This is a genomic window from Pelagibius sp. CAU 1746 (genome assembly GCF_039839785.1).
Taxonomy (GTDB): Bacteria; Pseudomonadota; Alphaproteobacteria; order Kiloniellales; family Kiloniellaceae; genus Pelagibius.
This window is the reverse complement of the sequence record NZ_JBDOQT010000001.1, coordinates 1,863,209-1,882,674: the sequence shown is the minus strand read 5'-3', so window position 1 is coordinate 1,882,674 and position 19,466 is coordinate 1,863,209. Positions and strand designations below refer to the sequence as shown.

General features: G+C 66.8%; 21 protein-coding genes. 10 read left to right on the top strand and 11 right to left on the bottom strand.

All coding sequences use genetic code 11. The annotated features are described in order from the left end of the window. Positions 1-7: 7 nt before the first annotated feature. From AAFN88_RS08890 to pseI, 3 genes are read right to left on the bottom strand one after another with little or no spacing between them, the layout of a single operon-like run. Entirely contained in the window at positions 8-892 is an 885-nt protein-coding gene (locus AAFN88_RS08890) for a methyltransferase domain-containing protein (protein ID WP_347519923.1), read from the bottom strand. Next, on the bottom strand, positions 889-1,593 hold the full coding sequence (gene pseF, locus AAFN88_RS08885; protein WP_347519922.1) for a pseudaminic acid cytidylyltransferase: 705 nt from the start codon (positions 1,591-1,593) through the stop codon (positions 889-891). The genes AAFN88_RS08890 and pseF overlap by 4 nt, the downstream gene beginning before the upstream one ends. Next, positions 1,590-2,672, bottom strand: a complete 1,083-nt coding sequence (gene pseI, locus AAFN88_RS08880; protein ID WP_347519921.1) for a pseudaminic acid synthase — start codon at positions 2,670-2,672, stop codon at positions 1,590-1,592. The genes pseF and pseI overlap by 4 nt, the downstream gene beginning before the upstream one ends. Positions 2,673-2,904: 232 nt before the next feature. Here pseI and AAFN88_RS08875 point away from each other — a divergent pair, with 232 nt between their 5' ends. From AAFN88_RS08875 to AAFN88_RS08855, 5 genes are all read left to right on the top strand, one after another. Further along, the gene (locus AAFN88_RS08875; RefSeq protein WP_347519920.1) at positions 2,905-3,795 is read left to right on the top strand and encodes a DUF1194 domain-containing protein; all 891 of its coding nucleotides are present in this window, start codon (positions 2,905-2,907) and stop codon (positions 3,793-3,795) included. A 154-nt stretch (positions 3,796-3,949) separates the two neighbouring features. After that, a complete protein-coding gene (locus AAFN88_RS08870) occupies positions 3,950-5,296 on the top strand; it encodes an arylsulfotransferase family protein (RefSeq protein ID WP_347519919.1) in 1,347 nt (448 codons plus the stop codon). Between the two features lie 27 nt (positions 5,297-5,323). Then, positions 5,324-5,569: a hypothetical protein gene (locus AAFN88_RS08865; protein WP_347519918.1), complete on the top strand. Its 246-nt coding sequence runs from the start codon at positions 5,324-5,326 to the stop codon at positions 5,567-5,569. After that, the gene (locus tag AAFN88_RS08860; RefSeq protein WP_347519917.1) at positions 5,566-5,952 is read left to right on the top strand and encodes a hypothetical protein; all 387 of its coding nucleotides are present in this window, start codon (positions 5,566-5,568) and stop codon (positions 5,950-5,952) included. Before AAFN88_RS08865 ends, AAFN88_RS08860 begins: the two co-directional genes overlap by 4 nt. Then, the gene (locus tag AAFN88_RS08855; RefSeq protein WP_347519916.1) at positions 5,937-7,058 is read left to right on the top strand and encodes a sulfotransferase; all 1,122 of its coding nucleotides are present in this window, start codon (positions 5,937-5,939) and stop codon (positions 7,056-7,058) included. Before AAFN88_RS08860 ends, AAFN88_RS08855 begins: the two co-directional genes overlap by 16 nt. Positions 7,059-7,148: 90 nt before the next feature. Here the strand turns inward: AAFN88_RS08855 and AAFN88_RS08850 are convergent, their stop codons facing one another. The 7 genes from AAFN88_RS08850 to AAFN88_RS08820 form a co-directional block, all read right to left on the bottom strand. Beyond that, entirely contained in the window at positions 7,149-7,583 is a 435-nt protein-coding gene (locus tag AAFN88_RS08850) for a YccF domain-containing protein (protein WP_347519915.1), read from the bottom strand. 220 nt (positions 7,584-7,803) lie between these two features. Further along, the gene (locus tag AAFN88_RS08845) at positions 7,804-8,688 is read right to left on the bottom strand and encodes a DMT family transporter (RefSeq protein WP_347519914.1); all 885 of its coding nucleotides are present in this window, start codon (positions 8,686-8,688) and stop codon (positions 7,804-7,806) included. A 6-nt stretch (positions 8,689-8,694) separates the two neighbouring features. Further along, a complete protein-coding gene (locus AAFN88_RS08840) occupies positions 8,695-10,128 on the bottom strand; it encodes a dipeptidase (RefSeq protein ID WP_347519913.1) in 1,434 nt (477 codons plus the stop codon). After that, on the bottom strand, positions 10,125-10,862 hold the full coding sequence (locus AAFN88_RS08835; RefSeq protein ID WP_347519912.1) for an SDR family oxidoreductase: 738 nt from the start codon (positions 10,860-10,862) through the stop codon (positions 10,125-10,127). Before AAFN88_RS08835 ends, AAFN88_RS08840 begins: the two co-directional genes overlap by 4 nt. Then, the gene (locus AAFN88_RS08830) at positions 10,859-11,896 is read right to left on the bottom strand and encodes a 2-dehydropantoate 2-reductase N-terminal domain-containing protein (protein WP_347519911.1); all 1,038 of its coding nucleotides are present in this window, start codon (positions 11,894-11,896) and stop codon (positions 10,859-10,861) included. Before AAFN88_RS08830 ends, AAFN88_RS08835 begins: the two co-directional genes overlap by 4 nt. Before the next feature lie 32 nt (positions 11,897-11,928). Then, positions 11,929-12,642 (bottom strand): creatininase family protein, encoded by a 714-nt coding sequence (locus AAFN88_RS08825; RefSeq protein WP_347519910.1) that lies wholly within the window; start codon positions 12,640-12,642, stop codon positions 11,929-11,931. Beyond that, entirely contained in the window at positions 12,639-13,151 is a 513-nt protein-coding gene (locus AAFN88_RS08820) for a MarR family transcriptional regulator (protein ID WP_347519909.1), read from the bottom strand. Before AAFN88_RS08820 ends, AAFN88_RS08825 begins: the two co-directional genes overlap by 4 nt. 201 nt (positions 13,152-13,352) lie before the next feature. On the opposite strand from AAFN88_RS08820, the gene AAFN88_RS08815 reads away from it, so the two are divergent. Genes AAFN88_RS08815 through AAFN88_RS08795 form a run of 5 tightly spaced genes read left to right on the top strand, consistent with a single transcriptional unit; the run spans position 13,353 to position 18,842 of the window. Then, positions 13,353-14,942: an ABC transporter substrate-binding protein gene (locus AAFN88_RS08815; protein ID WP_347519908.1), complete on the top strand. Its 1,590-nt coding sequence runs from the start codon at positions 13,353-13,355 to the stop codon at positions 14,940-14,942. 60 nt (positions 14,943-15,002) lie between these two features. Beyond that, entirely contained in the window at positions 15,003-15,974 is a 972-nt protein-coding gene (locus AAFN88_RS08810; protein WP_347519907.1) for an ABC transporter permease, read from the top strand. Continuing rightward, complete coding sequence (locus AAFN88_RS08805) at positions 15,974-16,855, top strand: ABC transporter permease (RefSeq protein ID WP_347519906.1); 882 nt, start codon at positions 15,974-15,976, stop codon at positions 16,853-16,855. Before AAFN88_RS08810 ends, AAFN88_RS08805 begins: the two co-directional genes overlap by 1 nt. Beyond that, positions 16,852-17,847 carry an ABC transporter ATP-binding protein gene (locus tag AAFN88_RS08800; protein ID WP_347519905.1) on the top strand — a complete coding sequence of 332 codons (996 nt, stop codon included), beginning with the start codon at positions 16,852-16,854 and terminating at the stop codon, positions 17,845-17,847. Before AAFN88_RS08805 ends, AAFN88_RS08800 begins: the two co-directional genes overlap by 4 nt. After that, entirely contained in the window at positions 17,844-18,842 is a 999-nt protein-coding gene (locus tag AAFN88_RS08795) for an ABC transporter ATP-binding protein (RefSeq protein WP_347519904.1), read from the top strand. Before AAFN88_RS08800 ends, AAFN88_RS08795 begins: the two co-directional genes overlap by 4 nt. A gap of 28 nt (positions 18,843-18,870) precedes the next feature. Here AAFN88_RS08795 and AAFN88_RS08790 read toward each other — a convergent pair whose 3' ends face one another. Continuing rightward, positions 18,871-19,461, bottom strand: a complete 591-nt coding sequence (locus AAFN88_RS08790) for a biotin transporter BioY (protein ID WP_347519903.1) — start codon at positions 19,459-19,461, stop codon at positions 18,871-18,873. Between the last annotated feature and the right edge of the window lie 5 nt (positions 19,462-19,466).

Below are 19,466 nucleotides of genomic sequence, written 5' to 3'. Positions count from 1 at the left end.
ATTCCCCTCAAGCCTTGGGCCGCATGAACGCGGTGATGTTCCGTCCCAGCCCCACGTCGGCCAGGGCGGAATAGAAACGGTTGGCCGCCTCGATGCCTGCCGCCCCGACGATCCGCTCCAGCTGCAGACGGGCGCGGTGCGCGGCGCCGCCCTGCGATCGGTCGCGGACGTAGTTCGAGCCTTCGTGCGCCAGGAACAGGTCGATCGGGAAATCGGCCTGCACGTCGAGACAATCCCAGCCGGTCGCCTCGGCGGTGCGCCGCAGACTGTCGATGGTGAAATAGGACATGTGGTCGGGAATGGCGATCCAGAAGCGCTCCGGAATCGCCCCGCCGGCCAGCAGATCCTCGTGGTAGGCATTGCCGTCGTTCGGCACCGTGGCGACCAGCAGGCCGCCGGGGGCGACGAGGGAACGCAGCGAGTCCAGCAGGCCCAGCGGGTCGAGCACGTGCTCCAGCACATTGCCCAGCCAGACCAGGTCGTGGCGCTCGCCGGCCTCGATGCGCCGGCGCAGCAACGCAAAGAGGTCCCCCTGCTCCACCTTGTCGGCGAAATCCGGGTTCATGGACTCGACACCGGCCCGGCTGTGGTCGACGCCGGCCACCGTCCAGCCCTGCTTGGCGAAGGCCGCCAGGACGAAACCCTCGCCGCAGCCCACGTCCAGCAGGTTGCCCGGTCCGTCGCGATGCAGCAGTTCCAGGGCGCGGGCGGCGCGCTGGGCGATGCGCAGGTCGATGACCGCCAGTTCATCCGGCGGGTAGGATTTGCGGTAGCTGCTTTTTTCCTGCTGGTAATAGGTCTGCGCGTAGTAGTCCGAGAGTTCATCCTCGCTCGGCCGCGACACCACCTCCAGAAAACCCAGCGGGTTGCGCTTCAGACGCGGGTCGTTCATCCGAAAATCCTCTCATGCTTCAGCTCGGCCAAGGCCCAGTCGTCCTCGTTGTCGATGTCCTGGACGCGCACCGCCGGCAGCACCAGGGAACCGGTGTTCGATCCCATCAGGACCCCGTCGCGCAGGAAGGCGGCGGTGCGGAACCAGTACCATTGGCCGGCATCGTGATAGGCGGCCGGCAAATCCTGGGAGCGGGTATTGAGGTTCTCCGGGAAGTTCAGCTTCACCCGCCCGTCTTCCTCCCGCTTCAGGGACCGCCAGATCGGGTAGCTGAAGGCGGCGACCGGCATCAGAACGTCGAATCCCTCTTCCAGCAGCCGCACCTTGCCGGCGGAAAGATCCTCGGCACGCACGAAGGGCGCCGTCGGGTAGAGGCAGCAGGCGAGATCGAAACTGCACCCCGCGTCGCGGTAGCGCGCCAGAACCTCGGTCAGGACGGCACTGGTCGTCGCATGGTCGTCCGCAGTCTCGGACGAACGCAGGAAAGGAACCTCGGCACCGCAGGAGCGCGCGACCTCCGCGACCTCCGCATCGTCGGTACTGACCATCACCGCGTCGAACACGCCGGCCTCCAGCGCCGCGGCGACCGACCAGGCCAGCATCGGTCTGCCGCGGAAGGGGCGGATGTTCTTGCGCGGAATGCGCTTGCTGCCGCCCCGCGCCGGGATGATCGCCACGGAAGTAAGTGCGCCGCTGCTCATGTCGCCACGACATCCGCAAGGCCGCCCTCGATCATGGAAACATCCAGCGGCTCGCCGAAGGCCAGGTCCCGCGCCGCCTTGCGGCCAATCACCGCGTCCAGGTACTTCGGCTTCATGCCGTTGCCCGGCCGGATCGAGCGGACGTTCTCGTGGCTGAGAGTCTCTCCCCTGGCGACCGGTGCCACCACATAGAGCGAGCGCCGGTTGCGCAGCACCGAAGCTTCCGACTTTGTCGGTTCATAGGCCGGCGCGCCGACGGCGGCGTGGGCGACCGCGGACTCCTCGACCAGGCGCGCCAACTCTGCCGGCTCCAGGGAAAAGGCGCTGTCCACTCCGCCGTCGGCCCGGGCCAGGGTAAAATGCTTCTCGATCACCGCCGCCCCCAGGGCGACGGCGATGGTGGCGACGGTGGTGCCCAGGGTGTGATCCGAAAGCCCGACGGTCACGCCCAGGCGCTTCCTCAGGTCGGCGAGGGTCGCGAGGTTGGCCTCCTCCGGCGGCGCCGGATAGGCCGCTGTGCAGTGAAGCACGACGATGTCGTCATTGCCCTCGCCGCGCGCCGCGGCGACGGCTTCCTCGATCTCCTCGAGGCTCGCCATGCCGGTCGAGATGATCATCGGCTTGCCGCTGCGCGCCGCCTTGCGGATCAGCGGGATGTCGATGATCTCCGGCGAGGCGATCTTGTAGGCGGGGGCGTCGAGGCTCTCCAGGAAGTCGACCGCCGTGGGATCGAAGGGCGACGAAAAAACCGTGATCCCCAGATCGCGTGCGCGGGCGAAGATCTCCGGATGCCATTCCCAGGGGGTGTGCGCTTCCTCGTAGAGCTCGTAGAGCCGCCGGCCGGCCCACAGACCGCCCTCGACCATGAATTCCGGCCCGTGGTGGTCGATGGTGATGGTGTCGGCGCGGTAGGTCTGCAGTTTCACCGCATCCGCGCCGGCGGCCTTCGCCGCCTCCAGAATGCTGAAGGTCCGGCGGATGTCGCCTTTATGGTTCCCGGACATCTCGGCAATGATGTACGGGGGTTCGTCCGGGCCGATCCTGCGCCCGCCGATCTCCAACGTCCTGGTCGATGCCATAGGCCTTAACAATCTCTTACCGTCGCACCCCGCTCTAGTATCGCATAATGGTTAATATAGTTTTCCCAAGCCTTAATGCCGATCCGCGAATCGCTTCGAAAAGGCGGCTTTCCGACCGCCATGATCCACCCGGGCGCGGCGGAGCGGCGGCGAGCCGCGGGCGCCGGGCCATCTGGACCGGGGCCGCGGAGGGTGGCATGCTGGCGGGGTCGTCCACCCGGAGGAGGTGTTGATGGTACGGATCGGAGGTCCCCTCGCGGCCCTGCTGGCGTTATTCCTCGCCGCCGCCCCGATTCCGGCTGACGCACAAGCCCCGGCAAGCCCGGGGCAGGAAGCCCAGACCGACCGCCGCCTCGCCGTGGACCTGGAGTTGGTGCTGGCCGTCGACGTCTCACTCAGCGTCGACTCCGAGGAGGCGCAGCTCCAACGCCAAGGCTATGCCCAGGCCTTCCGCGATCCTCTGGTGGTGGACGCCATCGGCGGCGGCATCCTCGGCCGGATCGCCGTCACCTATTTCGAATGGGCGAACTCGGCGCACACCCGGCTCGTCGTCGACTGGACCCTGATCGACTCCCCGGCCGCCGCGGAGCGCTTCGCCATGGCCTTGGCGGCGCGCCGTCCGGGGCCGGCGCACTACACCTCGATCAGCGGCGCCATCGACTTCGGCAGCCGGCTGTTCCAGGACAACGGCTTCGAGGGCACACGCGAGGTGATCGACGTCTCGGGTGACGGCCCCAACAACTGGGGCGATCTGGTGACCCGCGCCCGCGACCGCGCCGTGGCCCAGGGAATCACCATCAACGGCCTGCCGATCCTCGACCGGAGCAGCGGGCCTTTCTCGCGCTACAACATCCCCAACTTGGATCTCTACTATCGCGACTGCGTGATCGGCGGCCCCGCGGCCTTCATCGTCGTGGCGCAGGACTTCACCGCCTTCGCCAGCGCCATCCGCCGCAAGCTGATCCTGGAGATCGCCGGCCCGCCCGCGCCGCCGCCGCGATCCGCCCAGCTCGCCAAGTCCCCGCTCGTCGATGCCCAGTTCATCGACGACGGCGATGCCCGGATAAGCCCGCCTTGCGATATCGGCGAGCAGTTGTTGCGCTCCCGCGAACAGGATTTCTAGGAGACGGCCAGAACGCACAACCGGAACGATTTTTGCCACCCCCTCAATTGCCGTCCCCATGGCGCTATGCTGACCCTCACTTCCTGGTCCCGCCGCCCCAGGCCGGGCGGACGAACCAGGGGGCAAGCGGCGCTGCGGATGGTGGAGGCTGCAGATGAAGGATTTCGACCTCTCGAGATTCCTGTTCAATAGCGTGGGCGTCATAAGCGTCTTTCTCGCCGGAATCGCCTTCAGCGTCTTCCACCCGGCGCCGCGCGAGGTGGCCTATTTCATCCGCGACAGCGTCGTCACGGTCTACGAGGAACGCTTCACCCTGACCGGCGTCCTGCCCGATCACTTCCTGCAGGACGCCCGCTATGACGGCGACGGCGTCACGGTGAACGACCTTCCGGACGGCGGGCGCGACCTGGTCCTCCTTTCGGGCTTCTTCGAGGGCAACAACCAGCTTCGGCTGATTCGGCGCGACGGCGGCGTCGTCGCCCGCTGGCCGGTCGTCTTCTCCGATCTGATCCCGGATACGAGCTATCTGCCCTGGCCGCCGGCCGGCGACTGGAACGTCGATATTCACGGCGCGCTGATCGAGCCGGACGGTTCGGTGGTCTTCAATCTCGAATACTCGGGCCTCGTCAAGCTCGATCGCTGCGGCCGAGTTCTCTGGACCCTGCCGCGGATGACCCACCACTCCGTCGAGCGCAGCGCCAGTGGCGGCTATTGGGTGCCCGCGCGGCGATACTGGGAAGACGACGGCGCAACGCCCTACCCACCCTTTCAACCGCCCTTGCTCGAAGACACCCTGCTGCACGTCTCCCAGAACGGCGAGGTGCTGAACGAGATCGCGCTCGTCCAGGTGCTGTACGACAACGGCCTGGAGCCGCTGCTCACCGCGACAGGGCATGCCTTCGCGCCCTGGGCGTTCTGGAACGGCGAGATCATTCATCTCAACAAGATCCAGGAACTGCCTGCGCCGCTGGCCGAGGACTTCCCGCTGTTCGAAGCGGGCGATCTGGCACTTTCGATCCGCGATTCCAACCTGGTCCTGGTGATGGACCCCACCGGCGGCCAAGTGAAGTGGTGGCGCGTCGGCCCCTGGCTGCGCCAGCACGACCCCGAGTTCAAGCCCGGCGGCACCATCGTGGTCTTCAACAACAATGTCTACAAGACCGCCTACCCGACTTCCGAGGAGAAATCTCCGGTCGCCTACGCAACCGGCTCCAACGTCATCGAGATCGATCCCGAAAGCGGTCGCTACGAGACGATCTACGGCGACGGACAGGATCAGAAGATGCTGACAGTTATCCGCGGCAAGGTGGAGTTGCGGCCCGGCGGCGGCCTCCTGATCACCGAGTTCGAGGGCGGCCGGGCGTTCGAGACCGACGCCGAGGGCAAAGTGGTCTGGGAATTCGTCAACCGCTACAGCGCCGGGCAGGTCGCCGAAGTGACCGAGGCGCGCGCCTATCCGCAGAGCTATTTCAACGTCACAGAGTGGTCCTGCGGCAGCTAGGCCCGGCAACCTGAGGAGAACGTCCCCATGCTTCGAGGAACCTTCTGCGCTCTGGCACTCACCGCCTTTCTGGCCGCCTTTCTGGCCGCCGTTCCGCAGGCCGCCGAGGCCTACATCGGTCCCGGCGCCGGCATTTCCGCCATCGGCACGGTGGTCGCGCTGCTCGGCGCCGTCGCGCTGATGGTCGTGGGCTTCGTCTGGTATCCGATCAAGCGGCTGCGCCGCAAGATGCGCGAAGCCAAGAAAGACCGCGAGTCTCCCTCGGCCCGATGACAGCCGCCGTCGCTCTCGCCTCGATCTGCATCTTCGTCGCGGCGTTCTGGCTGCTCGGTATCCCGTCCAGGGCCGCCGCCGCGCTGGCCGTTACCCGCGGCGCCTTCGCCACGATGCGGGACACCGCGCTCGACGAAGAGGCGCGGGAGAAGGAAGTCCAGCGCGCCTCCCTGAAGCTGCTCCGACTCTTTTTCTCCATCCTCGGCCGCAGCCTCCTGGCCCTCATCGCGTCCTTGCTGCCGATCTGGATCGCCGACGCGCTGGGCCTGGCGCCGCGCGACACTATCCTGCTCTTCCTGGCGCGCTGGGACGTGATCCTGGCCGTCTCCCTCGCGCTGCTCGCCGCCTATCTTCTCTGGACCCGGTTATGGCCTTCACGCTGAACTACACCCTCCTCGACCGCTGCCTGCACCGGCTCGCCTTCGGGGTGCCGGGCCTGCAACTGACGGCGGCGGACCTGGAGAGCAGGCTCTATGCGGCCGAGCTTCGCAAGGTGACGGCGGAGCATCCGGTCTTCATCGCCTCGCTGCCGCGCGCCGGCACCACGCTGCTGCTGGAGGTGCTGCATCGCTTTCCCGTCTTCGCCGCCCACCGCTACCGCGACATGCCCTTCGTCATGGCGCCGATGGTCTGGGCGCGGCTCAGCGGCGCCTTCCGCAAGCGCGCCGAGCTCGCCGAGCGCGCCCACGGCGACGGCATGGAGATCGGTTTCGACAGTCCCGAGGCCTTCGAGGAAGTCCTATGGCACGCCTTCTGGCCGGAGAAGTACCACGACGGCGGCATCGACCTGTGGCGCGCCGGCGACGGCAAGGACGAAGCCGCCGCCTTCTTCGCCGAGCACCTGAAGAAGATCGTCGCCCTGCGCCGTCCCCCGCAGGAAAACGGTGGCGAAGCGCAATGCGGGCGCTACCTCTCCAAGAACAACGGCAACATCGCGCGCCTGGACCTCATCACGGCCATGTTCCCCGGCGCGAAAATCGTGATCCCCTTCCGCCGGCCGCTGGAGCACGCCGCCTCTCTGCTGCGCCAGCACGAGAACTTCCTTGCCCTGCACGACCAGGAGCCCTTCGCGCGCCGCTACATGGCCGACATCGGCCACTACGAGTTCGGTGCCTTGCACCGTCCCATCGCCTTTCCCGGTCGGGCCGAGCTCGCCAAAGGCCGCGACCGGCAGCGCCTTGATCCCGGGGGCCTCGACTACTGGCTCGCCTACTGGATCGCCGCCTTCGCGCATATCGCCGGACGGCAGGCCGGCAACCCCGAACGAATCCTCCTGCTGTCCTACGAGGACACCTGCGCGGGCGGGCGCGCCGCCCTGGCCGATCTCTGCGCCCGCCTGGACGTGGATGCCGGCGGCAAACTGGACGCGGCGGCAGCCCTTTTCAGGGCTCCGTCCCCGCCGCGCGCCGACGCGCGTGGCGCCGACCCGGCCCTGGTGGCACGGGCGATGGAGGTGGAAGCGCGCCTGCGGGCGGCGGTGGTCGCCTAGTGCAGACCGGGGTCGGCTTGACTCGCCCAAGGCGACCCACCGGCCCTGTGACTCTGCTCTATACCTTTGAGGCAGATCGGTTTCACACGATTAGCGCCCCTGCCGCAGCCGCCCGGCCGCGTCACGGTCGAGGATCGTCTTGCCGATCGGCCAGAGCGAGAGCGGCACCAGTTTCAGGTGCGCCCAGGCGAAGGGAATGCCGATGAGGGTGATCGCCAGGGCCAGAGCGGTGACGATGTGCCCCAGCGCCAGCCACCAGCCGGCGAGGAGCAGCCAGATGAGGTTGCCCAGCGTACCCAGCGGACCGGTCCCGAAATCCTCTTCTCCCGTCACCGTCTCGCGCGCCACCGCCACGCGCCCGAAGGGCAGCAGCGAATAGCCGGCGATGTTGAAAGCCGCCCGCGCCCAGGGCAGCCCGATGACGGTGATCGCCATGAGCACCCCCGCGATCCCCCAGGCCAGCGACATCCACAGCCCGCCGAAGAGAATCCAGAGAAGGTTCAGGAGAACGCTGAAGAGGGACATGGGGGATCAACTTTCCAAGAGTGACTGAGAGGCAGCGGCTGAAGCGAACTTAGCACAAAAGCTCAAACGGCCTCTCCAACCGAACGCCGCAGGCATGCGGCAGGTACCGAAATCTCGATCTCCTGGAAGACACAGCTTGGATCCCAATGCCGTCTTGCCGAGCCAGAACGGACAGGCCCCGCTTGATCTCCAATCTCAGGCTCGCAGCGCCGTCTTCTCTCTAACGCATCGGTGAGGAGAGGCCCCGACGGCGCGGCTCTCCGCTGCGCACCGCCAGCGCGCAGCCGGCGATCACCACGGCGCCGCACAGCACGCCGAAAGTGGGGTATTCGCCGAACAACAGGATTCCGGCAGCGAGAGAGAAGACCAGGCGCAGATAGGGGAAAGGCGCCAGCGCCGAGACCTCGCCGACACGGTATGCCTCGACGGTCAGCACCATGCCGAGGGTGCCGAGCCCGCCGGACAGCGCCAACATGCCGAGAGCGGCGGGCGCCAACGGATGCCAAGCCTCGATCAGTCCCGGCAACGCGCCGGCTGTGGTGACAAGGCCAATGTAGAACATGATCGTCGGCGTCGCCTCGGTGCGCGCCAGGACCCGGTTCTGGAACACCAGGACCGCCGCCGCCAGCGCGGCGATCAAGCTGTAGACGATGCCGACGTTGAAGACGGACGTCCCGACATCGGCAATGCCGCTGGCGAGCGCCACACCGCCGAAGCCCACCATCGTCAGGATCCAGCGCCGCGCGCCGACCTGCTCCTTCAGGATCGGCCCCGCCAGCGCGACGACGAAGAGCGAGGTGGTGAAGGTAAGCGTGGTGGCGAGCGCGAGGTCGAGAACCTGAAAGCTGCGGTAGTAGAAGTACCAGCAGATCAGGCTGGTGATGCCGCGCGCCAGGTGGAGCCCCGGCCGCCCCGTCTTCACAAGCTGCGGGTTCCGAAGCAGTATCCAGACGGCGACGGCGAGAAGCTGCACCCCGGCCCGCGCGAAGACGATCTGCCCGTCGCTGGCCGCGTCGCCCAGTAAGCGCACGACGCTGACCTCGCCGGTGAACACCAGTCCGGCTAGCGCAAGCAGCAGGGCACCTCGGCGGTTATCGTCATGCAAGGTGCATCACCGCCTTCGGAAGGGCGCATAGGCCGCGGGTTGCTGCTGGCCGACCCTGCGCAGGATCGCGACCCAGGCGGCGACACCCTCTTCGATGGCCGAGAGGCGCAGGAACTCGTTGGGCGCGTGGAAGCACTCGTCGGAGGTGGAGAAGGAGAACATCACCGTATCGATGCCGAGCGCTTCCTGCACCAGGTCGGAGAGCGGCAAGGTCGCACCGATGCGCACGCGCAGCGGCTTGCGGCCCAGAGTCTCTTCCAGCGCCGCCTCGGCCGCCGCCAGCAGCGGGTGCCGGGCAGGCACGCGGTACGCCTTGGTCCAGCCACGGTCGCCGCTGAAGGTCAGTTCCGCTTCGGGCGGACACAGCCCGCGCAGATGGTCCTTCAGCAGCCCGAGAATACGCTGCGGGTCCTGCCCCGGCACCAAGCGGGCGGTGAACTTCGCGTGCGCTTCCTTGGGGATCACGGTCTTGCTGCCGGCGCCCTGGTAGCCGCCCCACAGGCCGTTCACCTCCAAGGTCGGGCGGTCCCACAGCCGCTCCAGCGTCGAGTAGCCGCTTTCACCCTTCTCGCGGGCGCCCACGGCGTCTGCCCAGGCCGCGCCGTCGAAGGGAATGGCCGCCAGGTCGGCCCGGGCCTTCTCGTCCGGCATCTCGATGCCGTCGTAAAAGCCCGGCACGGCCACCCTGTCCTCGGAATCGTGCAGCCCGGCCACCAACCGGCTCAGTTCGTGCAGCGCGTTGGGAACGGCGCCGCCGTAGCGGCCGGAGTGCAGGTCGGTCGAGGCCGTGCGCAGGGTAATCTCGAAGCCGCCGTTTCCGCGGGAGCCGACGTTCACCGACGGCAGGTCGGCGCGCCAGCGCGCGCCGTCGGCGGAGAGGATCGCGTCGGCCGCAAGCAGCGCCGCGTTCTGCATCAGGATATTGGGTAGCGAGGGGGAACCGGTTTCCTCCTCGCCTTCCAGCAGAATTTTCACGTTCACCGGCAGACCGCCCTCGACCGCCAGGAAAGCGCCCAGCGCTTCCAGCGCGATCATGCTGGGACCCTTGTCATCGGAGATGCCGCGGGCATAGAGCCGGCCGTCCCGCTCGGTCGCCTCAAACGGCGGGCTGTCCCAAAGCTCCAGCGGATCTGGCGGCTGGACATCATAGTGGCCGTAGACCAGTAGAGTTGGCTTGCCGGGCGCGCCGAGCCATTCGGCGTAGAGCGCCGGATGGCCGCCGACGCCGCCGTCCAGTTGCCGGACGTTCGAAAAGCCCGTACCAGCCAGGAGCTGCGTCAGGAAATCGCGCGCCGCCGCCATGCCGTCTCGGTAGTCAGGGTCGGTGCTGACCGAGGGGCAGGCGAGATAATCCTTCAGGCGTCGGCGAAAATCCTCCCGCCGCACGCGGCAATGTGCGACGACGGCGTCTTCGCGCGCCGCCGCTTCTGAATCCGTCACGTATGACCTCCGTCGACCGATAAGACCTGGCCCGTGATCCAGGCCGCCTCTTCACTGACCAGGAAAGCCACCGCATTCGCGATGTCTTCCGGGCGGCCAAGACGGCGCAGGTGGATGCGCTCCACCAGCGCGCGCTGGCCTTCTTCGCCATAACTCTCCCACTGGCGCCGGGTCGCTTCGTTCGACAGCACGAAGCCGGGCGCCACCGAGTTCACGGTGATGCCCCGGGGTCCCAGTTCCAGCGCAAGCTGCCGGGTAAGCCCGACGAGCGCATGCTTGGCGGCGGTGTAGGCCTGGACGCGGGTAAGGCTGGGCCGCAGGCCGGCCCCCGAACTAATGGTCACGATGCGGCCCTTGCCGCGCGCCTTCATGGCCGGCGCCAGGGCCTGGGCCAGGAAGAAAGCGCTGTCTGTATTCGCCGCGAAGATCGCGCGCCAATCCCGCTCCGGCACCTCGTCGACCGGCTGGTGAACCTGACCGCAGACGCCGCCGGCGGCGTTCACCAGAACCTCCGGCGCGCCTTCCGCCTCCTGCAACGCGGCAGCCAGCTTCTGCACGTCCTCGCGGCGTCCGAGATCGGCGGCGTAGGCCGGCATCGCGAGGGCGGCGGCGGCCTCCTCGAAGGCCGCGCCGGGCCGGTCGCAAACCGCGACCCTGAAGCCGTCCGCGGCAAGGCGGCGGGCGATGGCGGCGCCGATACCGCCGACCACGCCGGTAACCAGGGCAACCGTCATCCCGCTGCTCCCGTCGGCAGGGCCTCGGCCAGCAGGGCAAAGGTCTCTGCGGACTGCGGGCGGCGTCCGTCCTCGATGTCGTGGATCAACGCGACGAGGCGGGCCAGCACCGGCACTGCGATGCCGTGCCCTTCGGCGATCTCCGCGATGATGCCGATTTGCGGGTCGACCTCGGTGGGCCGCTTGCGCACGGCAAGATCGCGCCAGATGCCGGAATGGGTCTTCGCCGTCTTGGAATTGAACTCGGCCAAAGCGGCAACGGAGTCGCGCGCCGCAGCCTCGCCCGCGCCCGGCATGTAGGCCGCAGGGTCGAAGCCGTTGAAGCCCAGCGGCTGAATGCCCTCGGCCCGGGCCACCGCCATGACTTCACGCCCCAACGCAATGAACAGCGGCACGCGGGCGGGATCGGCGAAGTTGGCGGCCATGCTGTCCGGGGTCAGCGCGGTGGCAAAGAGCATCGCGCCGTAGGCGAGCTTGCCCCAGAGGTAGCCCCAGATGTTGTCGGTCAGCACGGCCTCGGGCTCGAAAAGCCGGAGCAGCGCATGCATGTCCCGTGTACGGGAACGCAGGCTCCCGTCGATCTCGCCGACCACCACCGCGCCGCGGTTGCCGAAGAGAATGCGCCCCGGCGCCTGCCAGTCGGCGCCGAAGTTCACAAAGGCGCCCATCGTCCGCTCCGCGCCCGCCAGCGCGGCGATGCGGCGCTCGTTGAGGCCGTTCTGCGCCGACAGCACGAAGCCGTCGTCGGCGAGGTGCGGCAAGAGCTGACCCACCGCCGCCTCGGTCGCCTGCGCCTTCACCGCCAAGACGATGCGGCGGTAGCGTCCCTCCACCTCGGCCGGCGCCACGCAGGGAACGACCTGACGGAAGCTTTCGACGGGGCCTTCGATCTGCAGGCCATCGGTGCTGCAGGCGCGGGCATGTTCCGCCACGATGTCGACCATCAGTACCGGCCGGCCGGAGCGGGCCCAGTAGGCGCCCAGGATGCCGCCGATGGCCCCGGCACCCCAGATCAGGATCGGTTCTTCCGACACGCTGCCTCTTTCCTTTCGATGTGAGACGGACGTCAACGGTTCCAGTCCGGCCAGGGGCCTTCCAGCGCCTCCCGCGTTTCTTCAACGCCGATTTTCCAGAGTTCCAGTACCTGCTCGTCGGGTAGCTGCCAGGGGCCGCCGAAGTTGCCGTCGCCCAGATGATTTTTCAGATCTTCCGGCGGCAAGGTGCGGATCTTGGCCATATCGGGAGCCGGCTTTTCGCCCTCCGGCGCCTCGGCATGGGGAAGCCGGGTCCAGGGGAAGTTCTCCATCCAGTTGGCGTGGCTGCCGATCGGATGAATCTCCTTCACCTTCGCCATGGTGCGTGGCGCCGCCCACCAGTTGTGCAGCCGCACGGAGATGTCGCCGCATTCCGCCATCAGTTCCTGTCCCAGGGGGCCGACCGGGTTGTTGCCGCCGTGGCCGTTCACGATGAGGATCTTGCGAAAGCCCGAGCGGCGCAGCGACAGGAGGACGTCGCGCATCAGCGCCATCAGCGTTTCCACCCGCAGGGTGACCGTTCCGGGATAAGCGCTGAAGTAGGGCGTAAGCCCATAGGGGATGACCGGGTAGACCGGCACGCCCAGCGGCTCCGCCGCCTCGCGGGCCACCCTTTCGGCCAGGATCATGTCGACGCAGAGAGACAACTGAGCGTGCTGCTCGGTCGAGCCGATCGGCAGGATACAGCGCGTATCACGCTCAACCTGGCGTTCGACATCCATCCAATTCATTTCCGAGATCATCATGCGCGTTTGGTCCCCTTCGAACGCTTGTCACGGTTTTCATAAAATTCGCTGGGCAGTTCGCCCGGCAGCGGCGCGCAATTCAGCACGACCTTGGCCAACAGATGGGACAGGCTGCGCAGCTCGTCCTCGCTGAGACCCTTCAACATCTCTTTCTCGCGCAGCTCGAACGCCGGCAAGGTGCGCTGGAACAGCGCCTCGCCTTCCTCGGTAAGATAGAGCGCCTGCGACCGGCCATCGTTTGGATCCCGCCGCCGCGTCACCAGCCCCAGATCCTCCAGGCGCGATATGGCGCGCGACAGGCTGTTCTTGGGAAAGCCGGAAGACTGCGCGATGTCTCGCGCCTGTCCGCCCTCGCAAAGCGCCAGGGAGTAGATCACCACGTACTCGATACGGCTGAGGCCTTCGGTCTGCTGCACCCAGTCGTAGCAAGCCGAGTTGTAATGCAAAGCCAGATAGTTCAGGCGAAAGGCAAAGGGACAGGGATTGCGCCACAGCTTGGCTTCGGTCATCCGATCCATTCCCGATACGCCGCCCTGGCTTTCCGGTGCTGTGAGATCAATTTGCGTCGGCATCCGGTTCGCTCTCGATGTGCCCAGAGAAATTTAGTTCCATATAGAACTTGACATAGAGAATATTCCATAACATCGTTAGCAAATCAAGTTCCATACAGAACTATTTCGAGATTCTGCAAAAAAGGAGCAGGGGGTACGATGAACACCAGACGACTCTTGGCATCCGCGGCCATTGCCCTGGGTGTCGCCCTATCGGCAGAGCTGTCTGTCGCGCAGACACTGACGATGGGTGTGCGCGGCGGGCCGGAATCCCTGGACCCGCACTACTCCGCGCTGGGCAGCCACGCGGAAGCGGCAAAGCACATCTACGACACGCTTGTGTGGTCCGGCGACGATCTGCAGATCGAGCCCGGCCTGGCGACCTCGTGGACGGCGCTGGATGACACGACCTGGGAGTTCAAGCTGCGTGAAGGCGTGAAGTTTCACGACGGATCGGACTTCGACGCCGAGGACGTGAAGTTCTCCATCGAGCGCATCCCCGTGGTCAGCGGCCCGACGACGACCACCATCTACGTGCGCCGGGTCGCCGCGGTGGAGATCGTCGATCCCCACACCATCCATATCAAGACCGACGGCCCGGCGGCGACGCTGCCCTACGACTTCGTGCGCCTCTTCATCGTCAGCTCCGACGCGGCCAAGGACTACTCCACCCCCGAAACCGCCGCGGCGGGCTTCAACGGCGGCCCCGCCGCCGTCGGCACAGGCCCCTACAAGCTGGTGAGCTGGGAGCCCAAGGGCGACCTGGTGCTGGAGCGCTTCGACGGCTACTGGCGCGGCAAGGGTCCCTGGGAAAAGGTGATCCGCAAGGAGATGCCGAACGACAGCTCGCGGCTCGCAGCCCTTAAGGCGGGCCAGGTCGACGTGATCAACTACGTCTCTTCCGTCGACTATCTGGCGCTGCAGCGCGACTCGAGCGTCGACGCCATCGTCGGCGACAGCGTCTACATCATGAACCTGCAGCTCGACCAGCGTGCCGACACGCCGCTGGTGCGTGCCAAGGACGGTTCCAAGCTGGACAAGAACCCGCTGCGCGACGCCAAGGTGCGCGAAGCCATCGACCTGGCCATCGACCGGCGATCCATGGTCGACATCGTGCTGGAAGGCCTGGGCAAGCCGGCCAACCAGATGATGCCGCCGGGCTTCTTCGGCTCCTCCGACAAGATCGCAACCCCCGAGTACAACCCGGAGCGGGCCCGCAAGCTGCTGGCCGACGCCGGCTATCCCGAGGGCTTCGAGATCGACCTCTACTGCACCTCCGACCGCCTGCCCGGCGATGCCGCGATCTGCCAGGGTCTGGGACAGATGTTCACCCAGGTCGGCATCAAGACCAACGTGAACGCCATCTCCAAGACCGTCTACTTCCCGGCCCAGGCCCGGCTTGAATACTCGGTCTTCATGAATGGCTGGGGCACGCTGACCGGCGAGGCCTCCTACACCCTGGGCTCCCTCGCCCACTCGAACGACCCCGAAGTGAAAATGGGCGCGTACAATCGTATCGAGTACAAGAACGAGACGGTCGACAAGCTGCTGGAAGAAGGTGCCAAGACCCTGGACCCCGAACCCCGCCGCAAGCTCTATGAGCAGGCGATGGTCGAGACCATGGCCGACCGCGTCTACATCTCCGTTGTGCAGCTGCAAACCGTCTGGGCTTCCAAGGCCAACAGCGTGATTTTCCAGCCGCGTTTCGACGAAGATACCCTGGCATTCTTCATCAAGCCGAAGAGCTGATCTGGGCGAGCCGGGGCCGTCACGGCCCCGGCTCTTCCCTTCGCAGTGTGGGTCGGGGACATGCTCGGTTTCATCATTCAGCGTCTTTTGCAGGCGAGCCTGGTCATGGCCGTGATGTCGGTCATCGTCTTCGTGGGCGTCTATGCAATCGGCAATCCCATAGAAATCGTCATTCCGCCTGACGCCACCCAGGAAATCCGTGCCGAGACCATCAAGCGCTTCGGCCTGGACCTCCCCCTGTGGCAGCAGTACTTCATTTTCCTGTCGAACCTCGTGCAGGGCGACTTCGGACGCTCCTTCATCTACAACACCCCGGTTCTGGAGCTGATCGCCGGCCGCCTGCCGGCGACGCTGGAACTGGTGCTGATCTCCATCCTGACCGCGACTCTGCTGGGCGTCAGCCTGGGCGTCTATGCCGGCTACCGTCCGCATAGCTGGCTTGCACGAACGATCATGGCCCTCTCCGTCCTCGGCTTTTCGGTGCCCAGTTTCTGGGTCGGCCTGATCCTCATCCTCACCTTCGCCGTCAACCTGGGCTGGCTGCCGGCCGGCGGCCGCGGCGAAGTGATCGCCTTCCTCGGCGTCGACTGGAGTTTCCTCACCCCCGACGGCTTGGCGCATATCCTGCTGCCTGCCTTGAACCTCGCCTTCTTCAAGCTGGCGATGATGATCCGCCTGGCTCGCGCGGGCACGCGGGAGATCATGTTGACCGACACCATCAAGTTCGCGCGCGCCGCCGGCATCTCCGAAGGCCGCATACTCCGCCGGCATGTCCTGAAACTGATCGCCATCCCGATCATCACCGTCTTCGGGCTCGAGCTGGGTTCCACGCTCGCCTTCGCCGTGGTGACCGAGACCATTTTTTCCTGGCCGGGTGTCGGCAAGTTGATCATCGACAGCATCACCGTTCTGGACCGCCCCGTGATGGTCGCCTACCTGATCCTCACTGCGCTGCTGTTCGTGCTGATCAACCTGACGGTCGACCTGGTCTACGCGCTGATCGATCCGCGCATGCGCGCGCGAGGGGCATAATGGCCGCCAACCAGACACCTCTTGGCCGTTTCTGGGCCGAATACCGGGACAACCGCATCGCGGTCCTGGCCCTCGCCGTCGTCGTCGCGCTTGGCCTGCTGGCCCTGCTGGCGCCGCTGATCGTGCCGCAGAATCCCTACGACCTGGCGCATTTGTCGCTGTTGGATGCGCGCCGCCCTCCGGGCTTCGTCGGTTCGGGCGGCTATATCCACTACCTGGGGACCGACCCCCAGGGCCGCGACCTGCTGTCGGCAATCTTCTACGGCCTGCGCATTTCCATCATGATCGGGCTTGCCGCAGGCTTTGTCGCCCTGGTGCTCGGCACCGCCGTCGGGATCTTCGCCGCCTACGCGGGCGGCCGCCTGGAGGCGATGTTGATGCGCGTCATCGATCTGCAGCTCTCTTTCCCCGCCATTTTGCTGGCGCTGGTCCTGGTGGCGCTGCTGGGCCAAGGCAAGGGTCAGCTCATCTCCGCTCTGGTGGCGGCGCAGTACGCCTACTTCGCGCGCACCGCCTATGGCGCGGCGCGCGCCGAGCGGCACAAAGAATATATCGAGGCCGCTCTGGCCACACCCTTGTCCGGTGCGCGGGTCGCCCTGCGCCATCTGCTGCCGAATTGCCTGCCGCCGCTGATCGTGGTGGCGACGGTGCAGATCGCCAACGCGATTTCGCTGGAAGCGACGCTGAGCTTCCTGGGTCTCGGCCTGCCGGTCACCGAGCCCAGCCTGGGCATGCTGATTTCCAACGGATTCCCCTACATGATGAGCGGGCGCTACTGGATCTCGGTCTATCCCGGCATCGCGCTGATCATCCTGATCGTCGCCATCAACATCGTCGGCGACCAGGTCCGCGATCAGTTCAATCCGAGGCTACGGCGATGAGCGCGGACACGAAAGCCGTGCTGGAGGTGCGCGACCTGAAGACCCACTTCGACACCCGGGACGGGGTGGTGAAGGCGGTCGACGGCGTCAGTTTCAGCCTGCAGCAAGGCGAGATCATCGGCCTGGTCGGCGAGTCCGGATCCGGCAAGACGGTCACGGGATTCTCGCTGCTGGGGCTGGTCGACCCGCCCGGCCGCATCGTTGGCGGCAGCGTCAAACTGAACGGCGCTGAGCTGGTCGGCCTGCCGGAGAAGGACCTGCGCCGCCGGCGCGGCCGCGAGATCGCCATGGTGTTTCAGGACCCCATCGCGACGCTCAATCCCCTGCTCACCATTCGCCAGCAGATGGTCATGGCGTTGCAGGCCCACCAGCGCCTCTCGGTCAAGGCGATGGAATCGCGCTGCGTCGAGGTGCTGAGCAAGGTCGGCATTCCCGAGCCGGCGGCGCGGCTCGGCGCCTATCCCCACGAGTTTTCCGGCGGCATGCGCCAGCGCGTCGCCATCGCCATCGCTCTGCTGCACGATCCCGCGGTCATCGTGGCCGACGAACCGACCACGGCCCTCGACGTTTCGATCCAATCGCAGATTCTTCACGAGATGCGCAGCCTGACCGCGGAGACCGGCACGGCGATGATATGGATCAGCCATGACTTGGCGACTGTTTCCAGCCTCGCCTCGCGGTTGCTGGTCATGTACGCCGGCCGTGTGGTCGAGGAAGGCCCCGTGGCCCGCGTCCTGCGCGACCCGCGCCATCCCTACACCCAAGGGCTGATCGCCTCGCTGCCGTCGACCAGCGAACCCGGCGCGGCGTTGGCGCAGATTCCCGGCACCACGCCCTCGCTGCTGTCGCTGCCGCCCGGCTGCCCCTTCGCGCCGCGCTGCGCCAAGGCCGATGAGATCTGCGTGCAGCCGCCGTCCATGTCTACGGCGGGCGACCGCCAGTGGCGCTGCCATCACCCGCTTGGCGCCCCCGCCCCGGGAATGACGGCATGAGCGCCTTCCTGCAGATCGACGGCGTGACCCGCGACTTCCGCCCACGAATCTCCCTCGGCAGCCGCATCGCCGCCAAGCTCGGCGCCCGGGTCGAGATGCGTACGCTGCGCGCCGTGGACAACGTCAGCCTGTCCCTGGAGGAAGGCCGCACCCTGGGCCTGGTCGGCGAATCCGGCTGCGGCAAATCCACCCTGGGCCGGGTCGCCGCCGGTATCCTGCAGGCCTCCGCCGGCAACGTACTGCTGGACGGACGGCCGGTGATGAGCGACGGCCGCAAGGCGACGACGCGCATCCAGACGGTGTTCCAGGACCCCTTTGCCTCGCTGGACCCCCGCATGAAGGTCGGGGATGCCGTTGCCGAGGGACCGATCAGCCACGGCCTGACCACCCGCGCCGGCGCGCAGGACTATGTCGCTCAGTGGTTCGCGCGGGTCGGGCTCGACCCCGCCTTCGCCGCACGCTATCCGCATCAGTTCTCCGGCGGTCAACGCCAGCGTATCGCCATCGCCCGCGCATTGGCGATGCAGCCGGACCTGCTGATCTGCGACGAGCCGGTCGCATCCCTGGACGTGTCGATCCAGGCCCAGGTGATCAACCTTTTCCTCGACCTGCGCCGCGACCTGAACCTGACCTGCCTTTTCATCAGCCACGACCTCTCGGTGGTACGGCACGTCAGCGACCGCATGGCGGTGATGTACCTCGGCCGCGTCGTGGAAGAAGGCGAGACCGAAACCCTGTTCAGCACGCCGGCACATCCCTATACGAAGGCGCTGCTGGCGTCGGTTCCCAAGCTGGTCCTGGATGACGACACTCTGGTACGCTTCGAGCCGATCCGGGGAGAAATCCCTTCACCCCTGTCCCCGCCGCCCGGCTGTCACTTCGCGCCGCGCTGCGCATTCGCCCAGTCAAGCTGCGAAGCCGCTCCGGAACTTCGAGAGGCAGCAAGAGATCACCGTGCGGCCTGCCACTTCGCAGAAACCGTCATGCGCAGCTAAAGGGCCGAACGGGCCGCAGCCGGCCGGCTCACCCCTTGGAGACGCCCTGCCAAGCGAGCGGCAGGACGGCAGCCAGCAGCGCAAGCTTCAACGCCTCGGCGGGAAGGAAAGGCAGGAGGCCGAATTCGAGCAACGGCTTGCCCCATCCCACCAGCACGCCGAGCCATCCGAGCCCCAGCGCATAGAGGACCGAAAGCCCCGCGAGAGCCGCAAGCGCTGTGGTGGCCAAGCGGCGGTCGAAGCCGCGCTGGGCAAACCAGCCGGTGACATAGGCGGCGGCGACGAAGCCGGCGAGGTAGCCGCCGGTCGGCCCGGTCATATAGGCAAGGCCCAGGCCTTTCTCCGGCGTGCCTGCGAAGACCGGCAGACCGGCAAGCCCCTGCGCCAGATAGAGCAGCACTGTCGCGGCCCCGAGCCGCGGGCCGAGCGCGAAGCCGAGGAAAAGCACCACGAAGCTCTGCATGGTCATCGGTACGGGATAGAAGGGAATCTGAATCTTGGCCGAGGCCCACAGCAGCAGCGATCCGGCGACGGCCAGGAACAGCAGCCATGGCAGGCTTCTCTTGCCGCTTCCGAGGGCGAGGGATAGCGTGGGATAAGCGGTTGCCTGGGTGATCATCTTCG

Bases quoted from the DNA above. Each gene is read 5' to 3' on its own strand.
- AAFN88_RS08890 (WP_347519923.1), bottom strand. From the start codon at position 892: ATGAACGACCCGCGTCTGAAGCGCAACCCGCTGGGTTTTCTGGAGGTG.
- pseF (WP_347519922.1), bottom strand. From the start codon at position 1,593: ATGAGCAGCGGCGCACTTACTTCCGTGGCGATCATCCCGGCGCGGGGC.
- pseI (WP_347519921.1), bottom strand. From the start codon at position 2,672: ATGGCATCGACCAGGACGTTGGAGATCGGCGGGCGCAGGATCGGCCCG.
- AAFN88_RS08875 (WP_347519920.1), top strand. From the start codon at position 2,905: ATGGTACGGATCGGAGGTCCCCTCGCGGCCCTGCTGGCGTTATTCCTC.
- AAFN88_RS08870 (WP_347519919.1), top strand. From the start codon at position 3,950: ATGAAGGATTTCGACCTCTCGAGATTCCTGTTCAATAGCGTGGGCGTC.
- AAFN88_RS08865 (WP_347519918.1), top strand. From the start codon at position 5,324: ATGCTTCGAGGAACCTTCTGCGCTCTGGCACTCACCGCCTTTCTGGCC.
- AAFN88_RS08860 (WP_347519917.1), top strand. From the start codon at position 5,566: ATGACAGCCGCCGTCGCTCTCGCCTCGATCTGCATCTTCGTCGCGGCG.
- AAFN88_RS08855 (WP_347519916.1), top strand. From the start codon at position 5,937: ATGGCCTTCACGCTGAACTACACCCTCCTCGACCGCTGCCTGCACCGG.
- AAFN88_RS08850 (WP_347519915.1), bottom strand. From the start codon at position 7,583: ATGTCCCTCTTCAGCGTTCTCCTGAACCTTCTCTGGATTCTCTTCGGC.
- AAFN88_RS08835 (WP_347519912.1), bottom strand. From the start codon at position 10,862: ATGACGGTTGCCCTGGTTACCGGCGTGGTCGGCGGTATCGGCGCCGCC.
- AAFN88_RS08825 (WP_347519910.1), bottom strand. From the start codon at position 12,642: ATGATGATCTCGGAAATGAATTGGATGGATGTCGAACGCCAGGTTGAG.
- AAFN88_RS08820 (WP_347519909.1), bottom strand. From the start codon at position 13,151: ATGACCGAAGCCAAGCTGTGGCGCAATCCCTGTCCCTTTGCCTTTCGC.
- AAFN88_RS08815 (WP_347519908.1), top strand. From the start codon at position 13,353: ATGAACACCAGACGACTCTTGGCATCCGCGGCCATTGCCCTGGGTGTC.
- AAFN88_RS08810 (WP_347519907.1), top strand. From the start codon at position 15,003: ATGCTCGGTTTCATCATTCAGCGTCTTTTGCAGGCGAGCCTGGTCATG.
- AAFN88_RS08805 (WP_347519906.1), top strand. From the start codon at position 15,974: ATGGCCGCCAACCAGACACCTCTTGGCCGTTTCTGGGCCGAATACCGG.
- AAFN88_RS08800 (WP_347519905.1), top strand. From the start codon at position 16,852: ATGAGCGCGGACACGAAAGCCGTGCTGGAGGTGCGCGACCTGAAGACC.
- AAFN88_RS08795 (WP_347519904.1), top strand. From the start codon at position 17,844: ATGAGCGCCTTCCTGCAGATCGACGGCGTGACCCGCGACTTCCGCCCA.
- AAFN88_RS08790 (WP_347519903.1), bottom strand. From the start codon at position 19,461: ATGATCACCCAGGCAACCGCTTATCCCACGCTATCCCTCGCCCTCGGA.